Source organism: Shewanella sp. MSW (assembly GCF_007636515.1).
Lineage (GTDB): Bacteria > Pseudomonadota > Gammaproteobacteria > Enterobacterales > Shewanellaceae > Shewanella > Shewanella indica.
In genome coordinates, this window is record NZ_LVDR01000016.1 from 1 (window position 1) to 23,549 (window position 23,549).

Genomic DNA, 23,549 nt, shown 5'->3' on the forward strand with positions numbered 1-23,549 from the left:
CTGTGGCTGTCGTTGATATCGACATCGGTGAAGCTCAAGTCGCCGCTGTCGCTGAGCATGCCATTGATGACATCGACATCCTCGGTGACCGCGCCGCTCATGTCGATGTTCAGCACAGGCGCATCATTGGTGCCGGTAATGGTCAGAGTGACTTGTTGTGAATCACTGGCGCCAAAGTCGTCGGTGACCGTCAGCGTGAAGCTTAAGGTGATGGTCTCACCGACGGCGAGGAACTGTACCAGACTGTTGGCGATCTCATAGTTCCAACCGGAATTGTCTGCACTAAAGCCCTGGGCGAGAGCATCCTGGGTGGCTTGATCCAGAGCGCCGCCACTCCAGCTTGCATCGCCATTGTAGCTACTGCTGACAACATGGCTGTCACCAATATCGACATCGGTGAAGCTCAAGGCACCGCTGTCGCTGAGCATGCTATCAATAACATCCACGTCTTCAATGACGGCACCACTTGTGTCAGCGGTAAGAATGGGGGCGTCATTGGTACCTATGATAGTAATAGTGACCAGTTGTTCGGCGCTGGCGCCAAACTCATCCGTCACAGTAACAGAGAAGGTTTCAGTGCGAATTTCACCTTCCAGCAGCCCATCGGCTGCGGTGTTATCTAGCTGATAATTCCAGGCACCACTGGCGGCATCTATGTTGAAGTTGCCAAAGGGGCTGTCGGCACTGCCGGACCAAACAAGCACGGCACCATTATCCACATCGCTGGCACTGAGCTGACCACTGACGCCTGGGGTTCCGGGGTCTATGCTACCATCATCAAATTGACCGGCTTCTCGCACTGTACCATCGGCTTCACCTGGCTGGGGCGTGCTGATCACAGGTATATCATTGGTACCCGTTATGGTGATCGTTAAGGTTTGGACACTGGTATCGCCATCGGCATCTGTCAACAGATAGGAGAAGACTTCCGTCAGGGATTCTCCCTGAGCGAGCGCCTGAACTGCTTGTGCTGCAGAGTTTATTTGATAGCTGTAACTACCATCGGTATTGAGGGTCAGCAGGCCGTAGTTGCCGGAAACAGGGCTTTGATTGGACACGGTATTATCGAGGTTGCCGCCACTGCCGGCGGCTGTCACCTGTGCGGTGTCGCCGCCCTGAACATCGTTATCGAGCAGGTTGCCACTAATGGCCGGCAGTGAGTCTTCATTTACACTGTTTACGTCATCCTGGCCACTTGGAGCGTCATCCAGTACCGAGATGGTAAGGGTATTCCCGACACTGTTTCCTTCTAGATCGGTCAATATCAGGTTGAAGGCCTCAGAGAAGTCATCGCTGAGGCTGTGGTCAACTGCAGAATTGAGGGTAAAGCTATAGCTGATATTGCCGTTTATCAGGTCAACGGCATTGATGGTGAGCACGCCATATTCGGTATTGATACTGACAGGGCCGTTAAATACGCCGCCAGAGACAATGGCAATCCCATCCAGGGTCAAGCTGGCTACGCCAGCCGCGGCACTGAAGCTCAAGTTACCGGTTTGGGTCAAGGGCGCGGGTGATGGCGTGGTTCCTGTCGGTAGGTTGGCATCTGAGAGTGTGGCTGCGCTACTGGTGAGTGTAGGGCCAGTCAGGGGAAGATCATCAAGTAATATTTCTTCTTGGGTGGTGATGGTGGCTTGCTCAAAGCCACTGGTATCGTAACCTGCGCTCGCCAATACTTCAGAACCATCCCTGGCTACGGATATATAGTCGAATCCGCCCTGGTTTCCAGCTGTCCCGGCACCGGCAGCTGTAGCGGGCAGGTTAGCGGTAGGGTCATCACCTGCAAGTATCTGTGCCTGTAATGCAGCTATTTCGGCATCGACCCCTTCATTGGCAAATTGGGCGCCATCAACAGCGGCGCTGTCTGACTGAGGTTGAGTGTTGGGCTGGGCATTTTGCTCTGTCAGCTGGGTACCGTCAGCATATTCTATGGTGAAAGTATCATTTGCAGTGAAGATGATCTCTTCACCATTGCGAATGACATCCCCGATACTCAGATCGCGGATATTGCCATTTTCGTCCTTGGCCTTGAGTTGTCCAACCAGATTGGTGACAACCGCGTCTTGCTTACTGATTGCGACGCCCATAACTCATACTCCTTTGCACGCATATACTGACGGCAAGGTCACTTTGTGCCCATGAGCGTCAGTTAAAGGTATTAATTATTAAGTCTGGGGTTGAAACAAAGACTGTCAAATATGTGACGTTAATGGTTGTAAAGTTATATGAGGGTGGGACAAAATGTCCACATCTTAGAATCTGTCTCGCATTCATGCGGTTACAGTATGTGTGCGGATAATCTTGTGATGATTAATAAAAAAGCCACTAAATAAGTGGCTTTTTTATTACGAAAAGATCTATCGATTAGTCGCACTTGGCGGCTTGCTTATAGCTCTTGAAAGCCCCTTGATGATCGGCTAACTGTTCCTGAAGTTTGGCTAAGGCCAGCCAGTACTCTTTGCGGGGCAGTAAATGACACAAGCGTTCCCATGCCGTGCGGGCCAGGCTGAATTCACGGCAGAGCTCATGGATTTGGGCCATACAGTGTTGGTAGTCGGCATGATTTTCGAGCTTGGGCTCCAAATTTTTCAGCAGTTTCAGGGTTTCGTTGTCCTGCGGCTCAAAAATTTTCGGCAACACTCCCAAAACCGCAGCGCAAGGTTCTTTTTTCAGCGCCTTATTCAGCAGTTTTAGGGCTTCGTCACGGCGGTTGAAGCCGGCCAGACCCAAAGCATATTGTGCCATATTGGCTTGTTGGCTGCGTTCCTGACGGCTAAGCCAGTGCCAACATTTTTCCAGTTCCTGTTCGCTGCGAAGGGCTGCCTGGGCCAGCAGAGCATTATTTACTCTTTGGTTCAGGAGGTCATACTCTTCATTATCCAGGAGTTGTTTTTTACGTAACGTCGGCAGTAGTAGTTTTAGGGCCTGCCAGTCTAACTGGCTCTGATAAAGCTCCAAGGCCAGTTGCAGTACCGGCGCTTTACTCTTGCTGCTGGGTTGTAGTTTATCCAGCTGCTCGCGGGCTTTTTCCAGCTCGCCTTGCTGCATGTAGTAGCGCACTCTGGTGGTGGTGACCGCTTGGGTTGCCAGTGGCAATTGGGCCGCCTTATTCAGGTATTCATCCCGCTCTTCATTCTTGAACTGTCGTTGGGCCGCTCTGGCGGCTGCCAGATAATTAAGAGCGGGCAGTTCACCGGCTTCGGCGCCTTTTTGCATCGCCTTTTCGGCCGCAGGCCAATCTTCTTCTGCCAGTGCTAGGGCGCCAGTGAGCGTGTGCTTACGAGCAGCATTGCGGCGCCAGCGCCGCGGCAGGTAGCGACTGTTAAGCACCAGATTCAGCACAGTGACAAGCAGCCATTCCAGTAGCTGCAACAGGGCAAAGAATATGATGAGTGCCATAACGGCAAACAGCAGGTTAGTTTCCAGTTGCCAGTCCAGGAAGGCGATATAAACATAACCCGTCTTACCGGCTAAGAGTGGGCTCAGACAGGCGCCTGCCAGAATAATCACCAGATAGATGAGTACTCTTATCATAGTTCGGCCCCCGGCATGAGTTCGCCATAGGTGACCAACTGCTTGAGCTGGGCGCTGGATTCAAATTTAGTCAGACTGATAGGATCCAGCTGCAGACTGGACAAAGCATTAATTGCAGTCAGCACTTCTTCGGTGCGCGGATCATCAAGGTCGAAATATTGTTGGATCCATTTGCGGGCCATGGCCAATGATTGGCGGTAGTTGAGCTCATCATATTGGTAGAGGGCCAGCTGTGACTGCAGTAGTTTATTGCGGATATTCTCGAGTAGGTACCATTCCTGCTGGGGAGATAGCAGAGGTGTGATATCTGAGCTTATTTTGCGAATAGTGAAGAAGTCTTCCTTCAGCGCGCTCCAGGTCTTGGCCAGGTTGCTCTGCCAGTCACCAATAGAGTCAGACATTTTACTTTCAGTTTCCGGCTCTATTTGTTGACTGCCGACACGGTTAAGCGGCAGCTTGTCCAGCTTGGTGATAATGCCATCCAGGGTGAAAACAGTACCTGCGATGTCGGTATTCTTGATGGCGCTTACCGCCGCCATATCGTTGGCGAGGGCGCGACGCAGCGGCATAAGAGATGGCTCCTGCATGGCAGCAATACGCTCATCGGCGGCCTGTAACAGGCCAGTTGCCGTTTGCGGATCTTTCTCCAGCCACAGTTTACGTCCCGCCATCCGCACCAAGTATTCGGCTTCAGCCGCCATCCAATGGTTGGGACTACGTTGTGCAAGGGTAGCGATACGGGTTTGCATCTGTTGTTGAGCATCGCGCAGTTGTTCTATGGCACCTTGTTGCTGTTGATTTTGTTGCAGGTCGCTTCTCAGTTGCTGCTCCAGTGCCTGCAATCTGGCCTCCGGAGCTTGTTTGACTTGTTCGAGGGTCGTTGCCAGCTGTGCATTGGCGGTTTGCTGTTGCTGCAGTTGCCAAAAGAGATAAGCACCTGTGGCGCAGGCCAGCAGTGCCAGCAACAGGCTCAATAGTAGGGTTAGTTTCAGGAGCAATGAGCTGTGCTTGGCTGTCGCCACAGGGGTATCTTGCTCTGTGAGATCCTGGGGCTGGGTAGGCAGTGCGGGGGTATCGCTCCCGACTTCTGGCTTGCTGTTATCCATTAATGCAGTCCTTTAACGCGACAATAGGGCTGGAAATCGGGAGGGGGGAAACTAAAGCCTCAATGCCTTGAGTACGGCCTTACTGTTGGCCGCCGTAGCATCAGTCACCTGAGTTAATCCGGCGACGACGGCCTTATCTACCACCCGAATGCTGGGAACTATAATATGACATGCTTGCAGCCAAGCAAAATACTCTTTTGGCAGCAGCCGGATAAGGTTCGTCAGGCTTTCTGCACTGCTGATCACTATGGTGTCTATCCCGAAGGCTTGCCATTCCTTGACCAGTTGTACTGCATCATAGGAAGGGCAGGTGCGGCGATAGACCTCCCAGAACTTGACTACAGCGCCATATTGCTGAAGTGTTTTTCCCAGTACTTCCCGGCCACCGTTGCCCCGAATTATGACCACTTTCTTGTGTTTTACTACTTCGGGTTGCAGTCCTGGCAGGGTTAACAGGCCTTCGGTCTGTTGATTGTCATCCGGAGCCTTATGCCCCTGAATGCCATAATGTGCAAAGGCCTCAAAAGTGGCTTCGCCGACGGCAAAATATTGAATGTGTGACGGCCATGAGGCATTCAGCGCCTGAGTGCCGAAATGCACCGCATTGGTGCTGACAAATACAATGATGTCGGCATCCTGCACCTCGGTAGGGGAGATACTTTTGTCTTCCATGGCCTCGACTGCCAAGAGAGGGGTCACCATAAAAGGTATGCCCCTTTCTGCCAGCGCCTGTTCCATGGCGTGATTGCGCCCCTCAGGGCGCGTCAACAACACTTTCATAGTGCCGCCTTGTTATTTGCCGTAAACGGCATCCAATATGGTTTTGGCGCCTTTGCTCAGCAGTTCTTCTGCCAGGGCGTTACCCAAGGCTACCGCTTCGTCTTGATGACCACTTACCACTCCTGAAATGACTTCAGAACCGTCAGGATTACCTACCAAACCTCTCAAGGTTAGTTGTTCGCCCTGGATCTCGGCATAGGCACCGATAGGTACCTGGCAACCTCCTTCAAGACGCGTATTCATCGCTCTTTCGGCCAATACCCTGTAGCGAGTTTCTTTATGTTCAAGCGGTGCCAGCAAGGCTTTTACCCGCTCATCATTAGTGCGGCATTCGATGCCGACAGCACCCTGGCCGTTGGCCGGCAGTGATTCTTCGGCGCTGATAAAACTGGCAATACGCTCTGACAGTTTCAAGCGGATAAGCCCGGCGGCAGCCAGAATGATGGCATCATATTCACCGGCATCCAGCTTACCCAGACGGGTTCCCACATTACCGCGCAGATCTTTGATGATAAGGTCCGGGCGACGGGCTCTGAGCTGACATTGACGGCGCAGGCTTGAAGTACCGACAACCGCGCCTTGAGGCAGTTCATCTATACTCTTGTAGCTGTTGGAAACGAAGGCATCACGGGGATCTTCACGTTCGCAGATCACTTCCAGCCCCAGCCCTTCCGGGAATTCAACCGGCACATCTTTCATGGAGTGCACTGCGATATCCGCCTGGTCTTCCAGCATGGCGACTTCCAGCTCTTTAACGAACAACCCCTTGCCGCCTACTTTGGCCAGAGGAGTATCCAGGATGACATCACCCTTGGTGCTCATTGGCAGCAGTTCTACTGTCAGCCCGGGGTGAATGCGTTCCAGCTCGGCTTTGACAAATTCTGCCTGCCACATGGCGAGAGGGCTTTTACGTGTTGCTATGCGAATGCGATTTTCTGACATGCCAATCTTTTCCGTGAGAGTACGTTAAATGCGCCAATGCTAACATTGCCCATTGGAGAATGGCACCGAACGCTGCTCAATCTTTGAAGTGGGCACGTTAAATTTTTGCCAAATAGTGTGATCTTGATCTCATTACTTGCCTGCTACCGCAAAAGTGTTAGCATGATCATCCAACTGGTTCAGGGATAGTGAAATTTGGATGACCGAGCGTCAGCGACAATACGCCGAATACGCCGAGCGCCTCAATCGAGTGCGTTTGGCTCGTGCTCAGGCGCTGTTTTCCCCATTGCAAAGGCATCTGTTTAACCTGATCCCCCTGTTGCTGCATCAGCACCACAGCCGACTGCCAGGATATAACAGCCCTTTGACGCCATGCGGAGTCAAGGGGTTCCAACTCTCAGTTGAGCTCAAGGAATCGCTCGCTACCCTCACGTTACCCCAGTTCGAGGATACCCTGCATGCCAGTCCTGTGCTGGAAGGGGTTTACGTAATGGGCAGTACCGCCAGTTTTGGCCAGAATCCCAAGAGCGATGTGGATGTCTGGTTAGTCTATGACGCCGGGCTGACACAAGAGGAAGTAGAGTTGCTGCGGGACAAGAGCCTCAAACTCACCCGCTGGTTTGCCGGCTTTCAATTTGAAGTGAACTTTTATCTGGTACACCCGCGGCAGTTTTGCCGTGACGACACTTGCAATCAGGATGCCGAGTGGGAGCTGCTGGGGCATGAACACAGCGGCAGCGCCCAACATTGGTTGCTGCTGGAAGAGTTCTACCGCAGCCATATCCGCCTGGCCGGCAAGACGGTCGCCTGGTGGCCCAATGCCGAGCCTTGCAGCGATTTTCTGTTTCTTGGTGATATGCACCAACTACCCGCCAATGAGTATTTTGGTGCCTCTTTATGGCAGCTCTACAAAGGCTTGGACAAGCCGCACAAGGCCTTGCTCAAGGTACTGCTGTTGGAAGCTTATGCCAGCAACTATCCACAAACCAACCTGGTCAGTGAATGGGTGTGGTTGAGAACTCTGGCCGGTGACTTTTCCAACGCCAACGACGCCTATCTGCTCCTGTATCAATATATAGAGTCTTATCTGCTTAAAGTGGGAGACGAGCGTCGGTTGGAGATAGTGCGCCGCTGTTTTTACCTCAAATGTGGTATCAGGCTCAGTGATGTCGAGCAGTGTCACGATTGGCGCTACCACAAACTCAAGCAATTGGTGGAGCAGTGGGAATGGCCCCAGAGTCTGCTGATTACTCTGGATGATTGCGAACATTGGCACAGTGGGCAGTTGCAGTGGTTCAACGCTCAACTTAACGAGTTGATGCTGGCCAGCTACCAAACTCTTTTGCATTTCGCTTCGACTCACAGGCTGAGCGAGTACTTTAAAGTAGAAGACTTGGGGCTGTTGACCCGCAAGTTACACACCTATTTCAGCGAGGACAAGCAGCAGATCCTGCGGCTCAACCGGCTTTGGAGTCAGTCGCTGGCTGAGCCGAATCTGACCATAGTTCGCAGCGAGCAGGATGGCCGCTGTCATCTCTATCGTCTATCGCCGGAGCCGCGACAGTTTATGGGCGAGGTGGCCATCTATCAGGCCGATGATGCCGCCTCTTTGATGATTTGGGCTTGCCTCAACGGGGTGGCTACCGCCAACAGCCGCTGGTTTGAGTATCGCGCGGGTCGTCTACGGTGTCGGCGTCTTAACCAGGTTGCCGAACGGCTATTGCCTTATACCGAAGACAAGCAATGGCGGGTGTCGAAACTGGATCTGTGTCAGCCTTGGCATTATCGCAAGTTGGTGTGGATTCTTAATCTGGAGCAGGACCCCAGCGAGCATTGGCAGGGTCAAAGCTTGATGCTGGAACTCATGGGCAGCAACCTGCTGGCGACAGGAAAACCGGCAGCCAGTTTGCTGGGTTCGGTGCAACTGATGAGCCTTAATTCTTGGGGGGAATGGCATTGTCATAGCTTTAGCGGTGAGCAGGCGCTATTGGAGGCCATTGCCTTTGCCACTCCAGGTATGAGAAGGGCGCCACAACAGGTGGCCTTCGATGTCGTCAGCGCCTCGCAAAAGCTGCAGTCCCAGCTGGAACAAACTGTAGTGGATATTCTCAAGCAGGTGCACCGACTGATAAAAGACGCCTGTCCGTCCAAGACTTTAGTGCAGCCATTACAGCTGGGTGAAAAGAAATATGGCCTGTTTTTCGATGCCAAGGGCATGAGTTACCGGGATCTCAGCGATGTGAAGTCCCTCTATCGTCAGTTGGCCAGGGGCGAGCTACAGAGTCTGCCAAGGCCCGAGCTTGCCAACGATCCTTGGGTCAAGGTGCCCGAGGTTATCCAGAACTATGCGGTGAAAGGAGTGATCCAGTATTTCCTGCGCAGCCGGGAAGATGAGTTGGATGTGTTTGTACTGGATGAAGGAAATGGCTTGAGCCACTATGTGCACAGCAATCCGGATGTCAGTGAATTGGTTAATACTGTCACCCAGCATTACGCCTTCGGTGAAGTACTGAACCTTAAAAATCAGTTCAACTTTCCGCAGTTTTTCCGCCTGGTGCGCCAGAGCGGTAATCTGGATGTGGTGCCTTTTGGGGTCACGGCAAGGGCGGCGCAGACAGAGTTCTGACCGCCCCTAAATCATCAGAACGACAGTTCTATACCACCCTGGCGGCTGATGGACTCTCTGACGAAGGGCATAAACTCGCCGCCGTTGCGCTCATCTATCCATTTACCGTCGACATAGCCAAAGTGATAACCACCGAAACGGGTTGCTACCCAGATCTGGTGCAGCGGCTCCTGTTTGTTAATCACGATTTTGGAGCTGTCGGCGAACTCGAGCTGCAGTACATTGCCTGAAGCGTCGATATCAACATCGGCATCCTGCTCATCTATTGCATTTTCAATTGCGGTTTCTATCCGGTCGAACATTTCATCGGCGAGCTGATGATATTCGGTATCTGTCATGGCCATGGAATATCTGTCCTTTGCTTTCATCAAGATGAATGCGATTATAAGGCTAATGTAATCCTGCTGCCCAGATGTTGAGTAAAATGAGACTGTTTTTATCCCTGATGCTTGCTAGCCTGTTGCTGCTTGGTTGTGGTCAAAAAGGCGTGCTTTACAAGAGCCCGGATCTGCCGGACAACCAATCCCAGACGGAACAAACCGAGCAACCCCAGCAATCGACAGAGGAAAACTAATTGGATCATTTTCAATATCAAGCTCAGGCTCTGTATGCCGAAGACTGCGCCGTAGCCGATTTGGCGGCTCAATATGGTACGCCTTTGTATGTCTATTCGCGGGCAACATTGGAGCGCCATTGGCATGCCTTTGACAGAGCCGTGGCCACTCATCCACACCTTATCTGCTATGCGGTCAAGGCCAACTCCAATCTGGCGGTGCTCAATGTGTTGGCGCGTCTTGGCAGTGGCTTTGATATTGTCTCAGGCGGAGAACTGACCCGGGTAATCACCGCAGGTGGCGATCCGGCCAAGGTGGTGTTTTCCGGTGTTGGCAAGACAGCGGCAGAAATGAAACTGGCACTGGAGCTGGGCATATATTGCTTCAACGTCGAGTCCCGCGCCGAGCTTGAACTGCTCAACGAAGTGGCAGGCTCTTTGGGTAAACAGGCGCCGGTTTCGTTGCGGATCAACCCAGATGTGGATGCCGGTACTCACCCCTATATCTCCACCGGCCTGAAAGAAAACAAGTTCGGCATCGCCATGGATGAAGCCGAGGAAGCCTTCCTGCAGGTGCAATCCTTGCCGCACCTGGCCATCAAGGGCGCCGACTGCCATATCGGCTCACAGCTTACTGAACTCAGGCCGTTTCTCGATGCTATAGATAGAATGCTGGCATTGATCGATAGGCTGGCAGAAAAAGGCATAGTGATTGAGCATCTGGACGTGGGCGGCGGTCTGGGAGTCACTTATGATGAAGAAACCCCGCCACAACCGGACAAGTATGCCGCCGCATTGCTCGAGCGTCTGGGTGAACGACCACTGAAGCTAATTTTCGAACCGGGCAGGGCGATTGCCGCCAATGCCGGGATCTTTGTCACCCAGGTATTGTTCCAGAAAGAGAATGCCGGCAAGCATTTTGCGATAGTGGACGGTGCCATGAATGACCTTATCCGGCCGTCACTCTACAGCGCCTGGCAGCAGATTATCCCGGTGCAGCCAAGAGAGGGTGAAAGCCGGGAATACGACATTGTCGGCCCAGTGTGTGAAACCGGGGATTTTCTGGGTAAATCGCGCGCCTTGGTGCTGCAAGCCAACGACCTGCTGGCGGTGCGTTCCAGCGGTGCTTATGGCTTTGTGATGTCCTCCAACTACAACACCCGTCCGCGAGCGGCCGAAGTCATGGTCGATGGCAGTGAACATTATCTGGTGCGTGAACGGGAAAAGCTGGAACAACTGTGGCAAGGTGAGCACTTGCTGCCGTAAACTAGTGTGAGTACTTTCCCGCTGTAGGCGTTGGAACCTAGGAGTAATCTTGATCCACTTCACTAAGATGCATGGTCTGGGCAACGACTTTATGGTCGTCGATGGCGTGACCCAGAATGTGTACTTTTCGCCGGAGCAGATCCGGCGCCTGGCCGACCGCAACTTCGGTATCGGTTTCGATCAACTGCTGCTGGTTGAGCCGCCCTATGATCCGGATCTGGACTTTCATTATCGTATCTTCAATGCCGATGGCAGCGAGGTCGAACAGTGCGGCAACGGCGCCCGCTGCTTCGCCCGCTTTGTTCGCAACAAGGGCCTGACCCAGAAATACAAAATCAAGGTCAGCACTTCATCCGGCAAGATGACCCTGCGCCTGGAGCGCGATGGCAATGTCACCGTCAATATGGGCGTACCTATCTTGGATCCGGCGCGGATCCCCTTCAAGGCCAAAAAGGCCGAAAAGACCTACCTGTTGCCTACCGAAGGGCAAACCTTCCTCTGCGGTGCCGTCTCCATGGGTAACCCTCATTGTGTGCTGGAAGTCGAGGATGTGGCTGCCACGGATGTCGATGTTATCGGCGCGCAACTGACCAACCACGAACGCTTCCCCAAAGGGGTCAATGTCGGCTTTATGCAGGTGCTCAACAAGGGTCATATCAAGCTCAGGGTTTATGAGCGCGGCGCCGCTGAAACCCTGGCCTGTGGCAGTGGTGCCTGCGCGGCTGCTGTGGTGGGCCAACTGCAGGGCAAGCTGGGCAATACAGTGCGGGTCGACCTGCCCGGCGGCACTCTGACAATCAAATGGGACGGTGAGGGCAAGCCGCTGTGGATGACAGGCCCGGCCGAACAGGTATACGACGGACAGATACAGATATGACAGACGCCAAAGCTAAGCTCAATCCACCTTTTGATGAGCAGATCATCCGTGAATATCTGTTGGATAATCCGGAGTTTTTCTGCCGTCACCCCGAGCTGCTGTTGGCTATGCGTCTGCCCCACGGCGAGCGTGGCACAGTTTCTCTGGTGGAGCGGCGGCAGGAGCTGCTGCGCAGCCGGGTACAACAGCTGGAAGAGGAGATCACCGCGCTGCTTGGTATGGCTAGCCGCAATGAGAAAATCTTCCGCTTCAACACTCAGCTTTCATTGAAGCTGCTCGATTGCGAAGATATGGGCGAGCTTAGGCAGGTGCTGTGCGCCGAGCTTAAAGAGGCCTTTAACTTCAGCCATGTCCGCCTGATTACCGTGCATGATATCGACTCAGAACTCTCGGCCATCTGGCGTAAGCGCCTGCAGCACGGCTATTACTTTGGTCGCTTGACCAAGGAGGAGTCCAAGCGTTTGTTCGGCTCTGAAGTCGGCTCAGTGTCACTGGCACGGCTGTCGGAGCAAAATGGCCAGGTGATCTTTGCTATCGCCAGTGCCGATGTGACCCACTTCCATCCGGAGATGGACAATATGCTGCTGGATCAGTTGCGGCAGCTGTTGGACCATCTGCTGCCCAAGCTCTGATGGCCGTTAAACAGGATTCTCCCTGGCTTGGCCGCTTCGAGCGCCATCTCAGTGCCGAGCGGCAGCTGTCTCCTTACACAGCCCGCAACTATCTGCGTGAACTGCAGCGGGTTGCCGGGCTGCTGCCGCAGGATATTGATTGGGATCAGGTAACCGATCCCCAGTTGAGTGCTGTGTTGGCCAAGTTACATCGTCAGGGGCTCAGCCCGCGTTCTTTGTCTCTGTGCCTGTCGGCGGTCAAGCAGTTCTACGAATTTCTGCTGCTCGAAGAGCTGGTCAAGAGTAATCCCGCCCGGCAACTGAGTGCACCGAAACAGAATAAGCCGCTGCCCAAGAATCTCGACGCCGATAGCATCAGTCATCTGCTGGATATTGAGGTGACAGATCCCCTCAGTGCCCGTGACAAGGCGATGATGGAGCTGTGTTACTCCTCCGGGTTACGTCTGGCCGAGTTGGCTTCGCTGGATGTGCCGCAACTGGATTTCGCCCAGCAGCAAATCAGGGTGATGGGTAAAGGTGGCAAGGAACGGCTGCTGCCTGTGGGCTCGGTCGCCATTGCCGCATTGCAACAATGGCTGGATTACCGCCGGGATATTCCCTGTGAAGATCAGGCGCTGTTCGTGACCGCCAAGGGCAAGCGCTTGGCGCATCGCAGTATTCAGGCGCGCATGGCGCGCTGGGGGCGGGAGCAGGTGCTATCCGCCAGGGTGCATCCCCACAAGCTGAGGCATTCCTTCGCGACCCATATGCTGGAATCCAGCGGCGACTTGCGGGCGGTGCAGGAACTGCTGGGACACGCCAATCTGGCGACCACCCAAATATATACCAGTCTGGACTTTCAGCATCTGGCCAAGGTGTATGACGGCGCTCACCCCAGAGCCAAAAAGGACAAGTGATGCAGGTGTTTCTTCGCCCCGGCGCTATCAAAGCCATCAGTTTTGATCTCGACGATACCCTCTATGATAACCGGCCCATTATCGCTGCCGCTGAAGGCACATTGCTCGAGTGGCTGGCCAAAGAATACCCCCGAAGCGGCAATTGGCAGGCCGCAGACTGGCGGGCATTGAAGCGCCAGCTGTTGCAGCAGCGAGCCGAGCTGACCCATGACACCAGTGCCGCGCGATTGGCGCTATTGCAAACCGGGCTGGAGATACTGGGATATGATAAGCACAAGGCAAAACTGGGCGCGAAAGCGGGTCTGGCCTTGTTCCTTGAGCGGCGCAGCGACTTTAGGGTGTCACAGGAAGTGCTCGCCTTACTTGCGCAATTGGCTGAGCGTTTTCGCCTGGTTGGGATCACCAATGGCAATGTGGATGCCGGCAGAATTGGTCTGGGAGAGATGTTTGAGTTTGTGCTGCATCCGGGCAATGGCATCAGACGCAAACCTTGGGGAGATATGTTCCAGCTTGCCGCTGAGCGCCTGGCCTTACCCTCTGAGGCGTTGCTGCATGTCGGTGACCACCCGCTGACTGATGTCGAAGGTGCCCGTAAGGCAGGCTGTCAGGCTGCTTGGCTCAATCCGGCTTTTGCCGCTGACAACTGCAGAGCGGCTAATACCTTACTGCCTCACATACAGTTTAGTTCCCTAAGTGAATTGACACTTTTGCTGTAGTCCATCTGTGGATTTGACAATATATTATTTATAATCAATAGGTTGTTTTTGATTGGCTAGGTCTGTATATCCAGGGTACATTCACTGAATGCAACTTATTGAAACAATTGTTTGCCATTAAGGCGCGCATTAACTTATTTCTTATCATTTTAACAACACCGGCTTGATGCTAGTGTATAATAATTTACAGTTAGCGCCTGAGATTTAACCTATGCCATCTCGAATAATCATGCTGTTTTTGTTGCTGCTGAGCCTGCCGGTTTCAGCTCACGAGCTGCATGCGGATGGGAGTTTCTGGGATGGATTCAATCATCCCCTGTTGGGATTTGATCATCTATTAGCTATGCTCAGTGTCGGTATTTTCAGCACTCAGCTCGGGCGCAGCGCCATCTGGTCAGTGCCGTTGGCATTTCTGTTTTTTATGACTTTGAGTGCTATCACGGGGATGCTCGCTACCCCTATACCCTTCGTTGAGCCCGGCATAGCGCTGTCGGTATTGTTGCTGGGGCTGGTTATAGCCCTCAATCGAGAAATGCCTATCTCTTTTGGCATGGCTTTTGTCGGTGTTTTTGCTTTGTTTCACGGTTATGTCCACGGCGCCGAAATGCCTGAATTGGCAAGGCCTGGTATTTATGCCATGGGCTTTATACTGGGGACGGCGGCGATTCATGTCGCTGGAGTGACCATTGGCAGTTTGATAAACCCGGATGGCAAGCGCAAACGGGCGGTGCAGCTCATGGGCTCGGCTATTGCCTTGGTGGGAAGTTATTTGACCCTGGAACTCTGGCTGGCTTGAGTATTGTGTCTTTGTTTGCGTCTTAACATACGTTTTACCTGCGCCGGGCTGGCGCGCATATCAGCATCTCCAACCCTGATATAGGTGCCGCCAATCGCTTCAGTCCCCAGATAGACTGGCTGCTGGCTGTAGTCTGCTTGAGGCACCCGAAAGCGGAGCAACTGCTTACCGGCCAGTTCTATCAGCTGAATGTCGGCCGGGCCAAGAATATTGGCACTGATCTTTTGCGAATTATTGAGGATCTTCCAGGCTTCATCGATAAGGGGCCTGGGCTCGGCTATCCCTTCGATAAAAAACTCGCCCTTTTCCTCCCTGACACCGAGAATGATCTCGCCACCATTGGTATTGGCAAAGGCGCTGTAGCTTTCCCACAGCGCCTGTGGCAGTGCGCCCTTGCCGTGGCGTCCGGCGGCGAGCTTGAACTCCACTGCGGCAGACTCACGCAGATTTTCAATATCGTCCAGAATGAAACCTGTAACCGGCATGACTGACCCCTTGTTTACTGCTGTTACTGCAGTTGTAGCAAGTCAGCCGGGATTTGAACAGCCCTCAGTTCACCAGTGCCAGAGCCTTGGGAAACAAGAGGTTATTTTCCAGGTGGATGTGACGGTGCAGATCGGCTTCAAACTCGGCCAAGGTGGCATAGCATACCCGCCAGGTAGTACAGGCATGTTCAGGAGCCTGGTAGTGATTGGTCAACTGCTGCAGCTTGGCCAGAATTTGTCCCGCCTCATCATGCTCATATTCCATTGCCCGGATAGGATTGCCTATATGGCCGAAACAGGCGTTGAACTCTTGCCCCTGACTCAGGGCGCGAATGGCCGGAAACAGTATCTGTTCTTCTTTTTGCAGGTGGGGTAAGAGGTCGTCCATCAGGGCGCGGATCCAACCGGCCAAGGGCTTGATCTCTTCATAATGCTCACCGTGGGCTCGCACCATCTTCTGGGCATATTCCAGCAGCAGCGGTGCGGTATCGCGTATGTACTTGTGGTGGGTCGCTTCGATATGCTCGATAAGCTCACCAAGTGGCAATTTGGCCAAGGCATCGTCCGGTGTGCCCTCTGCGGCCAGTTGGCTCAAGGCGTGCAACACCTCGGTAGGCTCGGCGCCGGCTCGCTCGCAGGCCGATGCCAATGAACGGCCACCGCCACAGCAAAAGTCGATACCAAAACGGCTGAAAACATGGGCGTTACGGAAGTCTTCGGCGACCAGTTCGCCGACTCTGCGTTCGAGGGAGATTTGCGCTGACATAGGATGCTCTCTGTGTTATCTATTTACATGCATAATAAAAGCATCTTTAGATTTAGCCAAGCTTAGGCAAATAAAACTTGACTGTTTTGCTTGGTTAATCACATTTTGCAGCAAACCTGATAGAGCCTCAGGGGCCGTCCGTGAGGTAGTTTATTTGATTCAGCCACTGAGCCGCCGTCGTCTGGTACTCTCCCTGATTTATCGCTTTAAGCAAGGTTTTGGCTTGTTGTAACTGCCCGGCTTCGTAGTGGCTCAGGGCCAGCAACAGCTGCCAGTAGCGGTTATCTGCATCTTGCTGCCGTAGCTGTGATAACAGTTGTTGTGCCAGCGGCCATTGCCCCAGGCTGTAAGCCAATTGTGCCCGTAGCGGCAGCGATTTCTGCCCTTGGGTTTGGCTTGATTTCTGCAGCAGGCTCAGCGCCTTGTCTCTTTGACGTGACAACAGATAGGCCTGAGATAACAGCGGCTTATAGCTGGAGTGTTGTGCCAGTGCCTCGCTGTGTTGCTCCAGCAGATCTGCCGCTCGGCCGGGGGCCTGATGCAGCATCAATAACTGTGCCAGCAGTGGAATACTGCGAGTGGGCAACTGCCCGGCCTTATAGGCCGAGCTGAGGACATTGAGTGATTCCTGCTCTTGCCCCTGTTGCTGCAGGTTATGGCCCAGGCGTTCCCAATATAGTGGGCGATCCGGATAGGCGGCGATCATCTGCCTCAGCAGTTGCTCTTCTTCCGGCAAACGCTGCTGCCTTTGATATAGGGACTGCAGAAAGTGTTGCCGGGTTTCGGTGACTTCCCAATCCAATGCCAGACGCATCTGCTCCGTGGCCTTTGGCAGTTGCTGCAACTGAAATTCGGCGTAGGAGGCCAGCGAGTGCATGGTGGCAAATTCAGTGGCGCCGGGTTTGAGTTCTTGTTCCTGTTGTTGCTCTTGGAGCTTGGCCGCCAGTTGCAGCCACTGCTTACTGTATTCCAGGCTTTGGCGGTATTCGCTTTGCTGGTAGTTCAACTGGGCACCCAGCTTATAGAGATCCCGCTGCTGCAATGGTGTGACGGGTAAAGCCAGCAACAGCCGGGTTTGCTGCGCGGCGCACGGGTAGTTCTTGAGGTTGATGCAGGCCTGCAGATGCAGGTAGGCCGCCATCTGTTGCTCACTGTCGCTGCCTTCGGCATACCGACGCTGAAAGCTTTCAATCGCCTTGAGTGCCGCAGCAGGATCCCGCTGCAATTGAAACTGCAGTTGTTGGTAACGTTGCAGGGCATTGCTCGCCAGCAGCGGCGCGCTGAACAGAATGCAGCAAAACAACAAGCTATTTTTCAAGTTCATATCTGATCACTATCCGTTGCCATTGGGTCTGCTTGGGCGCCGCGAAGCGCCACCTGAGTACGGCTCTGGAAGCCGAGCGGTAAAACACGCCGCTGGGGGCTTCATCCACCAACTTGATATCTTCTACTCGGCCGTCCGGGTTGATCGCCAAATCCAGAGTCACCTGTCCTTCAATGCCCCGCTGTTTGGCCTGCAGCGGGTATTCTGGCGGCATTTGAAACACCACCTGCGCCATGGCTATACTGGCCTGCATGGTACTGCCGGGAGCGCTGCCGCTTTGACTGAAATTCAGCGTCGGTGGTTGGATTTGCTGAATATCATCCGGCGTAGGCCACAGGGGATCCGGCACAGGAATACCTGTGTTGGCGTCTAGCGCGCTGAGATCCAGTGTTATGGGCGGAGGCGGTGGCGAGGATGTCAGCGGCGCAGCGCTGAGACGAACCTCAGGCAAGGGCTCTTGCGGTTTGCTATCCTGCCGCTCGGGAAAGTAGACTCCGCCCAATGTAACCTGTTTAACCGGCGCCGCGCCCTGTCCCAGCGTCAGGGCATAGATCAGGCTGGCCAATGCCAGATTGATCAGTATGGCACTGGTGAAAATCAGTCCTGTTTGGTTAGCTGGGGTCTTGGGTTGCGACGGCCACATTATTGACTCCTGCGATGCGTACTTTGTCGACCACTTCGATGAGCTTGCCGCTGGTGACATGCTTATCCACTTCGATAATGGCCGAACTCTGCTCTGAACTTGCCAGCGTGTGTTTCAGCCTGGCAGGCAGTTCAACCGCCTTGACGGCTTGCTGCTCCAGCCAGATCACATTGTGTTTGTCTATGCTGATTAAGATGGCGCGCTTATCCTGATTGTCTTGCACCTGAGCCGTGGGACGTTCCAGTTCCAGCGACTGGTTCTTCTGAAATGACGCCGATAAGATAAAGAAGATCAACAGGATAAATACCACGTCGATCAAGGGAGTGAGATCGACATTGGCTTCTGTACCTTGATCATCTGTGTGTTTGAATTGCATCTTTTACTCCGAAAGTGTCCGGCGCAGCTCCGCCAGCAACCGCTGATTGCTCTGCTTGAGCTGATAGGCCAGATAGAGCCCGGACAAGGAGGTCACCAAGCCTGCCAGTGTGGTCAGCAGTGCCGAGCTGATCCCGGATGACAGCTGTTTTTGGACATCGAGTTGCCCAAGTTCGGCAAAACTGCTGATCATCCCATCGACAGTGCCCAAGAGCCCCAGCAGCGGCAGTATCTTTATCAGTGAATCTATCCAGTCGAGTCCGCCGCTTAGACTCAGGGCGGCGCGGCTGAGAAAAGCTTGTTGCAACTGCGCCTTTTGCCAGAGGCCATAATGCGCAAGCCTGACGCTCAGCTGATTTGCATCATCCCGCCAGCGGGGGCTCAGGCGGCGAATACGGCTAAAGCCCTTCAGCAGCAGATACCACATCAGACAAGAGAGCAGCAGTATCAGCCAAACAATGACGCCGGCCTGCAGCACAAAGTCATAGAAGGCGCTCATTGCCCGGGGTTACCTGTGCCACCAAAGCGCTGCAATATCACCAGAGCGGCCGTTTCCTGCTCAAGTATCTGGGTCAGTTGCCGACTCTGGCTCTTGACTGCGCAGTGCAGCAACAGCAGCGGAATGGCTGTCATCAGTCCCAGTTGGGTGGTCAGCAGCGCCTCGGCAATACCACCCGAGAGCAGTTCAGTATTATTGCTGCCGAAACGGGTGATCACATCGAAAGTTTCAATCATGCCGCCAACCGTGCCCAGAAGCCCCAGCAGCGGCGGGATCCCCGCCAATACCGCCAGGGTGCCAGTACCACGGGTCAGGCGGGGGACTTCGCTGAGTACGGCGGCGTTGAGCCGCGCTTCGAGTTGCTCCTCGGGGCAGTCGGTTGCCGCCAACATCACCCGGCCGAGGGCATTGTCACTCTTGACTTGCTGGCTGGCCTGCTGTTGGGTCAGCCGCCGTTTTTCGCGGCGCAGTATCCACAGGCGGTTCAGGGCTATGCCTGAGGCTATCAGGGCTATCAGGCCGATAAAGATGCCGACTATCCCTGCCGGTTTGAGCTTGTCGAACCAGCCGTTAGCGTTTGCCGCCTGTTGCAGCAACTTGCCAAATGAGGGGTCGAGCCAGACACTCCCCTGGGTGGTCGATAGCTTTGGCTGCTCTGCCAGCAGTTGCCAGCTTTGCTGCGCCGGCAAGTAGCGTACCCAGCCTTTGTCGCTGAGGGCATTGAAAGGCCCATATTCGGTGACATTCAATAGCACTGGGGTGCCATCGGCATTGAGGCCTTCGCTGCTTTGCACTATGGGTTTGGCTGCCAATACGCTTTGTTCTGTCAATGCGGTCCAAAGCGCCTGCAGTCGCTGCAGGCCAAGTTGGTCAGTGGGTATCTCGGCAAGGCCGCTGCTGTCGTGGCGCCAGAGGCTGTGGGGTGCCACTGTGGTGAGCAGCAACTGCTCATGTTCCTGGATGGCGCGAAACACCCCGTCGAGACTGGCTTTCTCGGCGTTGAGCTGCGCCTGTTTGTCCTTAAGGCTTTGCTGCAGTGCCAGCAGTTGGTCTTCAAGTTCCAGGTTATTTGCCTGAGTCCGGGTGAGTTGCTGTTGCAGTTTCTTATGGTTGCTGCGCACCTGCTCCAGGCTCTGACGGCTTTGGTTCTCTTGCCGCTCGGCGGCCACTTGTTCCTGGCGACTGCCACTGCGAACCTGTTCCAACACCTGTTGCAGACTTTCGGCCTGGCAGGGGAGGGACAATGAGAGCGACAACAGCGATAGCGACCACAGTAATGCGGGACGCATCATGCTCTGGCGAGTGAGGGAAGACAAAAAGCTCATGATGCCTCCACTATCAGAGGCAGTTGCAGCAGTGTCGGTATGCCATCTCCGGAGGCGACTCGGATGGCCGCGGCGACATTGCCAAGCTGCTCAGGCGCCAGCGCCTGCCAATTATCTCCCTGCCAGCGGCCACCGGCCTTGCCATCCAGGGTGAGGAAAAAATACCCCAGGCGCCCGGCGCGCAGAAAATTCACCAGCCGACCGTCGCCGAGTTTGCCCTGCCAGCTTTCCACACTGTAGCCATAGCTGAGCTCAACCTGGTAGGCATCCAACAGCCGGGTCAGTTTCTCGCCCTGGTTCAGCTCGGCGCTTTGCAGCAGGAGTTGCAAATTATCGAGACGCTGCTGCCGTTCCTGTTGCTGAAATGGCAGATCGGCCCGCACCAGTTGCGTAAGTGAAAGCAGCATTTCGTCCATCATCGGGGCCAGCTGCATCCGGGTCTGGCGCAGTTGCTGGCGCTGCTCGCCAAGCTCCTCCAGAGCAGAGTGCAGTTGCCCTATCTGCTGCTGTAATTGCTTTTGGTAATGGCTGGCCAGTTGGATTTCATGCTTGAGTTGGCGGTTTTCCTGGATCAGGGATTGCTGCTCATCATCGAGTTTCTCTATGACTTGCTGGGCGTGTTGGCTGGCCTTTAATCCCTGACGGTCGGCCTTGTGGATCTCGTTGAGGTCACTTGGCGTGGCCGTTACCTGTAATACCCAGGCGGCCAAGACAGATACTGCTGTTTTAGTAAACATCTGAATGAAAATATTTTTTGTCTGGAATGCTGTGGTTTTGCGCACATCATCACCAGAATGTTGACATGGTTTGAGACATTACCAGCAAATGGTAATGATAACAATTGTCATTTGCATTTGATCAAGTTATTTTGGCCAACCTCACACTTTAGTGGTGCGGGTTCAACTCCGGCATCGCTGTTTTTAACAATAAAGGGATTGAGGATGAAGAAACACGCGGCTGCAGTCTGTGGTCTGGCATTAGTGCCGGTAGCTCAGGCGCAACAGGTTGATGTGGCTGATCAACAGGAGATAATCGTCAGAGAGCAGGCCGACAATGGCCTGACTCAACATGAAACCCTGACCCGGGAAGATATTAAAAAACGCCCAACAGGTGACGGTAACCTGACCGACTTGCTCAGGTCTAATCCAGCGGTGCAGTTTTCCAACAGCGCCAACAGCAGTTTGAATCAAGGGGAGATCAAACCCGCCGACATTTCCATTCACGGCAGTAATGCCTACCAAAATGCTTTCCTGCTCGATGGCATGAGCATCAATAACGATCTGGATCCGGTCGATGGCAGCGTGGTCACCAATGCCCGCCTGTCCAGCGATGAGCAGGGCCTGTATGTCGACAGCCGCCTGATAGACAGCGTGACCCTCTATGATGCCAATATTCCGGTGGAATTCGGTGGTTTTACCGGCGGGGTAGTGGATGCTACAACCCGCAGTTGGCAAGGGGAAACTGCCGCCAGTGTTTATTTCCGCCAAACGGATGCCAGTTGGAACAAGGTGCATATAGATGACAAATTGCAGTTCGACTCGGCTAATAATGATCTGTCACAACCGGCCAGATTCCAGACGGATTACAGCAAGCGCAACTATGGCCTGAGTTTTGAAACCGGCATTACCGACGACTTGGGTTTTGTGGCTTCGGTTTCCCGGCGTGAGTCGAAAATCCCTATGATGAATGTACCTGCTACCGCAGTGGGACTGGATGCCAACGGTGAGCTGGTGGCCTTCAAGACAGGCGGCGGCCTCAAGCATCAACGGCGCACCTCAGACAATCTGTTCAGCAAGTTTTCCTGGTACGCTTCACCACGCACCACGGCGCATCTGTCGTTGGCCTATTCGGCTTATGAGGCGGAGATGTTCTTCAACGGAGTGGCCAATTCAGACTACCGCGATGAACACAAGGGCTACAGTTCTACCCTGGAGATAGAGCACGGTTTTGACGCTTCGACACTGGAGTTGTCGCTCAACTATAACCGCATGACAGACAAGCGTGCCGGCGAGCAAACTTACTGGGTGCAATTGATGGATTGGCAGAGCAATCGCTCCTACTCTTCAGGAGGCCCGGGCGATCTGGACTCTACCCAGGAAACCAGTACCGCCAAGTTGAAGTGGAAATGGGATCCCCTCAAATGGGCCGGTATGAGCCACACCTTTACCCTGGGGGGCGAAGCCAGTTACACCGACGCCGAGTTCAACCGGGACAAGACTTACTACCGCAACAACTACGACGGCAGCCTGGAGATGATGGGCTGGTCACAACTGCGTCTCGATGCCTTTCTTGAAGGCAGATACAAGAGCACTCACAGCCAGTATGCTCTCTATGTTGAAGATGTGATCAACTGGGGCGATTTCAGCTTCAGGCCTGGTCTAAGGCTGGATCACGACGGCTTTGTCAATCGCAATAATCTGGCTCCGAGGCTCAGTAGCAGTTGGAACCTGTTTGGCGACGGCAACACCCTGCTGACCGCCGGGGCCAACCGTTACTATGGTCGCTCCATGTTGACTTATGCTCTCTACAGTGGCCAAAACGGTGGCCTGGTGCATTGCTACTTTGACTGTAAACCCAACTCTGCCGACAACGACTGGATGCCGACCCGGGATTATGAGGGGATGGAAGATCTGCAAACGCCCTATAACGACGAGTTTACCGTCGGCGTTCAACAGATTTGGGACAACAGTATCTGGAAGCTGAATTATGTGCACCGTAACGGCCGCGATGAAGTGCGCAGCCGTTACAAGTATCCCGGCACTGATGATTATGAACAGCGCGCCATTCGAACCTTCGACAACAGCGGCAGCACCAGTCATGACAGCGTGATCTTCACCCTGATGAATCGGGAAACCCTTCAATTCTTGGGCGCGAACCACCAGGCCAAGTTCTCGGTCGCTTGGCAGGAAACCAAGAGCAACACCCCAAAAGATCAGGGTTACAGCTATTTCGAATCCGGTCTCAATGTGGATGCCGACAAGGTTTGGTATGACGGCAAGGTCATTGCTGCGGCCGATTTACCGGCCACAGATTTCAATGCGCCCTGGAAGATAGATCTGGAACTGACCCACGAGTTCGATGACTACGGCCTCACCTGGTATAACCTGCTGCATTGGACCTCCAGCCGTGAGCAGGCCAGTCGCGATCAGAATGGTTATTTCCGCGATCCCGAGACCGGCAAGGATCTGGTCAAGTACAGCAAAGTGGATTTTGCCTCGACCTTCCGTTGGGATACCAAGCTGCAATGGCAGCCCGAATTTGCCAAAGGCGCTTCAGTGTCGGTAGAGATCTATAACCTGCTCAACCGTAAAAATGCCAACGACTCCTTTGTTCACCAGGATCAACTCTATTTCAACTATGAACCGGGGCGTCAGTTCTGGTTGCAGTTGAACTACGAATACTAAGCTG

General features: G+C 53.9%; 23 protein-coding genes. 9 read left to right on the plus strand and 14 right to left on the minus strand.

The window, feature by feature from the left end; genetic code table 11:
* The 5 genes from AYI96_RS15775 to hemC all read right to left on the minus strand — a co-directional run.
* Nucleotides 1-2,087 (minus strand): retention module-containing protein (locus tag AYI96_RS15775; RefSeq protein WP_144361960.1); only part of this gene is annotated, 2,087 nt, incomplete at its 3' end.
* 277 nt (nucleotides 2,088-2,364) lie between these two features.
* Nucleotides 2,365-3,534 (minus strand): heme biosynthesis HemY N-terminal domain-containing protein, encoded by a 1,170-nt coding sequence (locus AYI96_RS15780; RefSeq protein ID WP_039034023.1) that lies wholly within the window; start codon nucleotides 3,532-3,534, stop codon nucleotides 2,365-2,367.
* Nucleotides 3,531-4,640, minus strand: coding sequence for a uroporphyrinogen-III C-methyltransferase (locus AYI96_RS15785; protein ID WP_052248048.1), 1,110 nt, complete (start codon nucleotides 4,638-4,640; stop codon nucleotides 3,531-3,533). The genes AYI96_RS15780 and AYI96_RS15785 overlap by 4 nt, the downstream gene beginning before the upstream one ends.
* Before the next feature lie 51 nt (nucleotides 4,641-4,691).
* The gene (locus AYI96_RS15790; RefSeq protein WP_039034024.1) at nucleotides 4,692-5,420 is read right to left on the minus strand and encodes a uroporphyrinogen-III synthase; all 729 of its coding nucleotides are present in this window, start codon (nucleotides 5,418-5,420) and stop codon (nucleotides 4,692-4,694) included.
* 12 nt (nucleotides 5,421-5,432) lie between these two features.
* Nucleotides 5,433-6,362 carry a hydroxymethylbilane synthase gene (hemC, locus tag AYI96_RS15795; protein WP_071475691.1) on the minus strand — a complete coding sequence of 310 codons (930 nt, stop codon included), beginning with the start codon at nucleotides 6,360-6,362 and terminating at the stop codon, nucleotides 5,433-5,435.
* A 199-nt stretch (nucleotides 6,363-6,561) separates the two neighbouring features.
* Here hemC and AYI96_RS15800 point away from each other — a divergent pair, with 199 nt between their 5' ends.
* The gene (locus tag AYI96_RS15800) at nucleotides 6,562-8,988 is read left to right on the plus strand and encodes a class I adenylate cyclase (RefSeq protein WP_071475690.1); all 2,427 of its coding nucleotides are present in this window, start codon (nucleotides 6,562-6,564) and stop codon (nucleotides 8,986-8,988) included.
* A gap of 14 nt (nucleotides 8,989-9,002) precedes the next feature.
* Here the strand turns inward: AYI96_RS15800 and cyaY are convergent, their stop codons facing one another.
* Nucleotides 9,003-9,332, minus strand: a complete 330-nt coding sequence (cyaY, locus tag AYI96_RS15805) for an iron donor protein CyaY (RefSeq protein WP_025011356.1) — start codon at nucleotides 9,330-9,332, stop codon at nucleotides 9,003-9,005.
* An 80-nt stretch (nucleotides 9,333-9,412) separates the two neighbouring features.
* Between cyaY and lptM the strand changes: the two genes are divergently transcribed.
* The 7 genes from lptM to AYI96_RS15835 all read left to right on the plus strand — a co-directional run bounded on the left by lptM (nucleotide 9,413) and on the right by AYI96_RS15835 (nucleotide 14,724).
* Nucleotides 9,413-9,562, plus strand: a complete 150-nt coding sequence (gene lptM / locus AYI96_RS20685; protein WP_162206859.1) for an LPS translocon maturation chaperone LptM — start codon at nucleotides 9,413-9,415, stop codon at nucleotides 9,560-9,562.
* Nucleotides 9,563-10,807 carry a diaminopimelate decarboxylase gene (gene lysA, locus AYI96_RS15810; protein ID WP_144361961.1) on the plus strand — a complete coding sequence of 415 codons (1,245 nt, stop codon included), beginning with the start codon at nucleotides 9,563-9,565 and terminating at the stop codon, nucleotides 10,805-10,807. It begins immediately after the preceding gene.
* A gap of 49 nt (nucleotides 10,808-10,856) precedes the next feature.
* Nucleotides 10,857-11,684: a diaminopimelate epimerase gene (dapF, locus tag AYI96_RS15815; RefSeq protein ID WP_039034028.1), complete on the plus strand. Its 828-nt coding sequence runs from the start codon at nucleotides 10,857-10,859 to the stop codon at nucleotides 11,682-11,684.
* Nucleotides 11,681-12,316: a DUF484 family protein gene (locus tag AYI96_RS15820; protein WP_025011355.1), complete on the plus strand. Its 636-nt coding sequence runs from the start codon at nucleotides 11,681-11,683 to the stop codon at nucleotides 12,314-12,316. Before dapF ends, AYI96_RS15820 begins: the two co-directional genes overlap by 4 nt.
* Nucleotides 12,316-13,212, plus strand: a complete 897-nt coding sequence (gene xerC / locus AYI96_RS15825) for a tyrosine recombinase XerC (RefSeq protein ID WP_144361962.1) — start codon at nucleotides 12,316-12,318, stop codon at nucleotides 13,210-13,212. The genes AYI96_RS15820 and xerC overlap by 1 nt, the downstream gene beginning before the upstream one ends.
* On the plus strand, nucleotides 13,212-13,928 hold the full coding sequence (locus tag AYI96_RS15830; RefSeq protein ID WP_144361963.1) for an HAD-IA family hydrolase: 717 nt from the start codon (nucleotides 13,212-13,214) through the stop codon (nucleotides 13,926-13,928). Before xerC ends, AYI96_RS15830 begins: the two co-directional genes overlap by 1 nt.
* A 211-nt stretch (nucleotides 13,929-14,139) precedes the next feature.
* On the plus strand, nucleotides 14,140-14,724 hold the full coding sequence (locus AYI96_RS15835) for a HupE/UreJ family protein (protein ID WP_039034031.1): 585 nt from the start codon (nucleotides 14,140-14,142) through the stop codon (nucleotides 14,722-14,724).
* Here the strand turns inward: AYI96_RS15835 and AYI96_RS15840 are convergent.
* From AYI96_RS15840 to AYI96_RS15875, 8 genes are all read right to left on the minus strand, one after another.
* Entirely contained in the window at nucleotides 14,694-15,209 is a 516-nt protein-coding gene (locus AYI96_RS15840; RefSeq protein ID WP_039034032.1) for a helix-turn-helix domain-containing protein, read from the minus strand. The genes AYI96_RS15835 and AYI96_RS15840 overlap by 31 nt on opposite strands.
* Before the next feature lie 64 nt (nucleotides 15,210-15,273).
* Nucleotides 15,274-15,975, minus strand: a complete 702-nt coding sequence (gene ric, locus AYI96_RS15845) for an iron-sulfur cluster repair di-iron protein (RefSeq protein ID WP_039034033.1) — start codon at nucleotides 15,973-15,975, stop codon at nucleotides 15,274-15,276.
* 127 nt (nucleotides 15,976-16,102) lie between these two features.
* The gene (locus tag AYI96_RS15850; protein ID WP_071475686.1) at nucleotides 16,103-17,299 is read right to left on the minus strand and encodes a hypothetical protein; all 1,197 of its coding nucleotides are present in this window, start codon (nucleotides 17,297-17,299) and stop codon (nucleotides 16,103-16,105) included.
* Complete coding sequence (locus AYI96_RS15855; protein WP_071475685.1) at nucleotides 17,283-17,942, minus strand: energy transducer TonB; 660 nt, start codon at nucleotides 17,940-17,942, stop codon at nucleotides 17,283-17,285. The genes AYI96_RS15850 and AYI96_RS15855 overlap by 17 nt, the downstream gene beginning before the upstream one ends.
* The gene (locus tag AYI96_RS15860) at nucleotides 17,911-18,318 is read right to left on the minus strand and encodes an ExbD/TolR family protein (RefSeq protein WP_039034036.1); all 408 of its coding nucleotides are present in this window, start codon (nucleotides 18,316-18,318) and stop codon (nucleotides 17,911-17,913) included. Before AYI96_RS15860 ends, AYI96_RS15855 begins: the two co-directional genes overlap by 32 nt.
* A 3-nt stretch (nucleotides 18,319-18,321) precedes the next feature.
* Nucleotides 18,322-18,816, minus strand: coding sequence for a MotA/TolQ/ExbB proton channel family protein (locus AYI96_RS15865; protein WP_052248049.1), 495 nt, complete (start codon nucleotides 18,814-18,816; stop codon nucleotides 18,322-18,324).
* Nucleotides 18,813-20,141 (minus strand): MotA/TolQ/ExbB proton channel family protein, encoded by a 1,329-nt coding sequence (locus AYI96_RS15870; RefSeq protein WP_039034037.1) that lies wholly within the window; start codon nucleotides 20,139-20,141, stop codon nucleotides 18,813-18,815. Before AYI96_RS15870 ends, AYI96_RS15865 begins: the two co-directional genes overlap by 4 nt.
* Complete coding sequence (locus AYI96_RS15875) at nucleotides 20,138-20,878, minus strand: DUF3450 domain-containing protein (RefSeq protein WP_144361964.1); 741 nt, start codon at nucleotides 20,876-20,878, stop codon at nucleotides 20,138-20,140. The genes AYI96_RS15870 and AYI96_RS15875 overlap by 4 nt, the downstream gene beginning before the upstream one ends.
* A gap of 204 nt (nucleotides 20,879-21,082) precedes the next feature.
* Here AYI96_RS15875 and AYI96_RS15880 point away from each other — a divergent pair, with 204 nt between their 5' ends.
* Nucleotides 21,083-23,545: a TonB-dependent receptor plug domain-containing protein gene (locus AYI96_RS15880; RefSeq protein ID WP_177192577.1), complete on the plus strand. Its 2,463-nt coding sequence runs from the start codon at nucleotides 21,083-21,085 to the stop codon at nucleotides 23,543-23,545.
* Nucleotides 23,546-23,549: the final 4 nt, after the last annotated feature.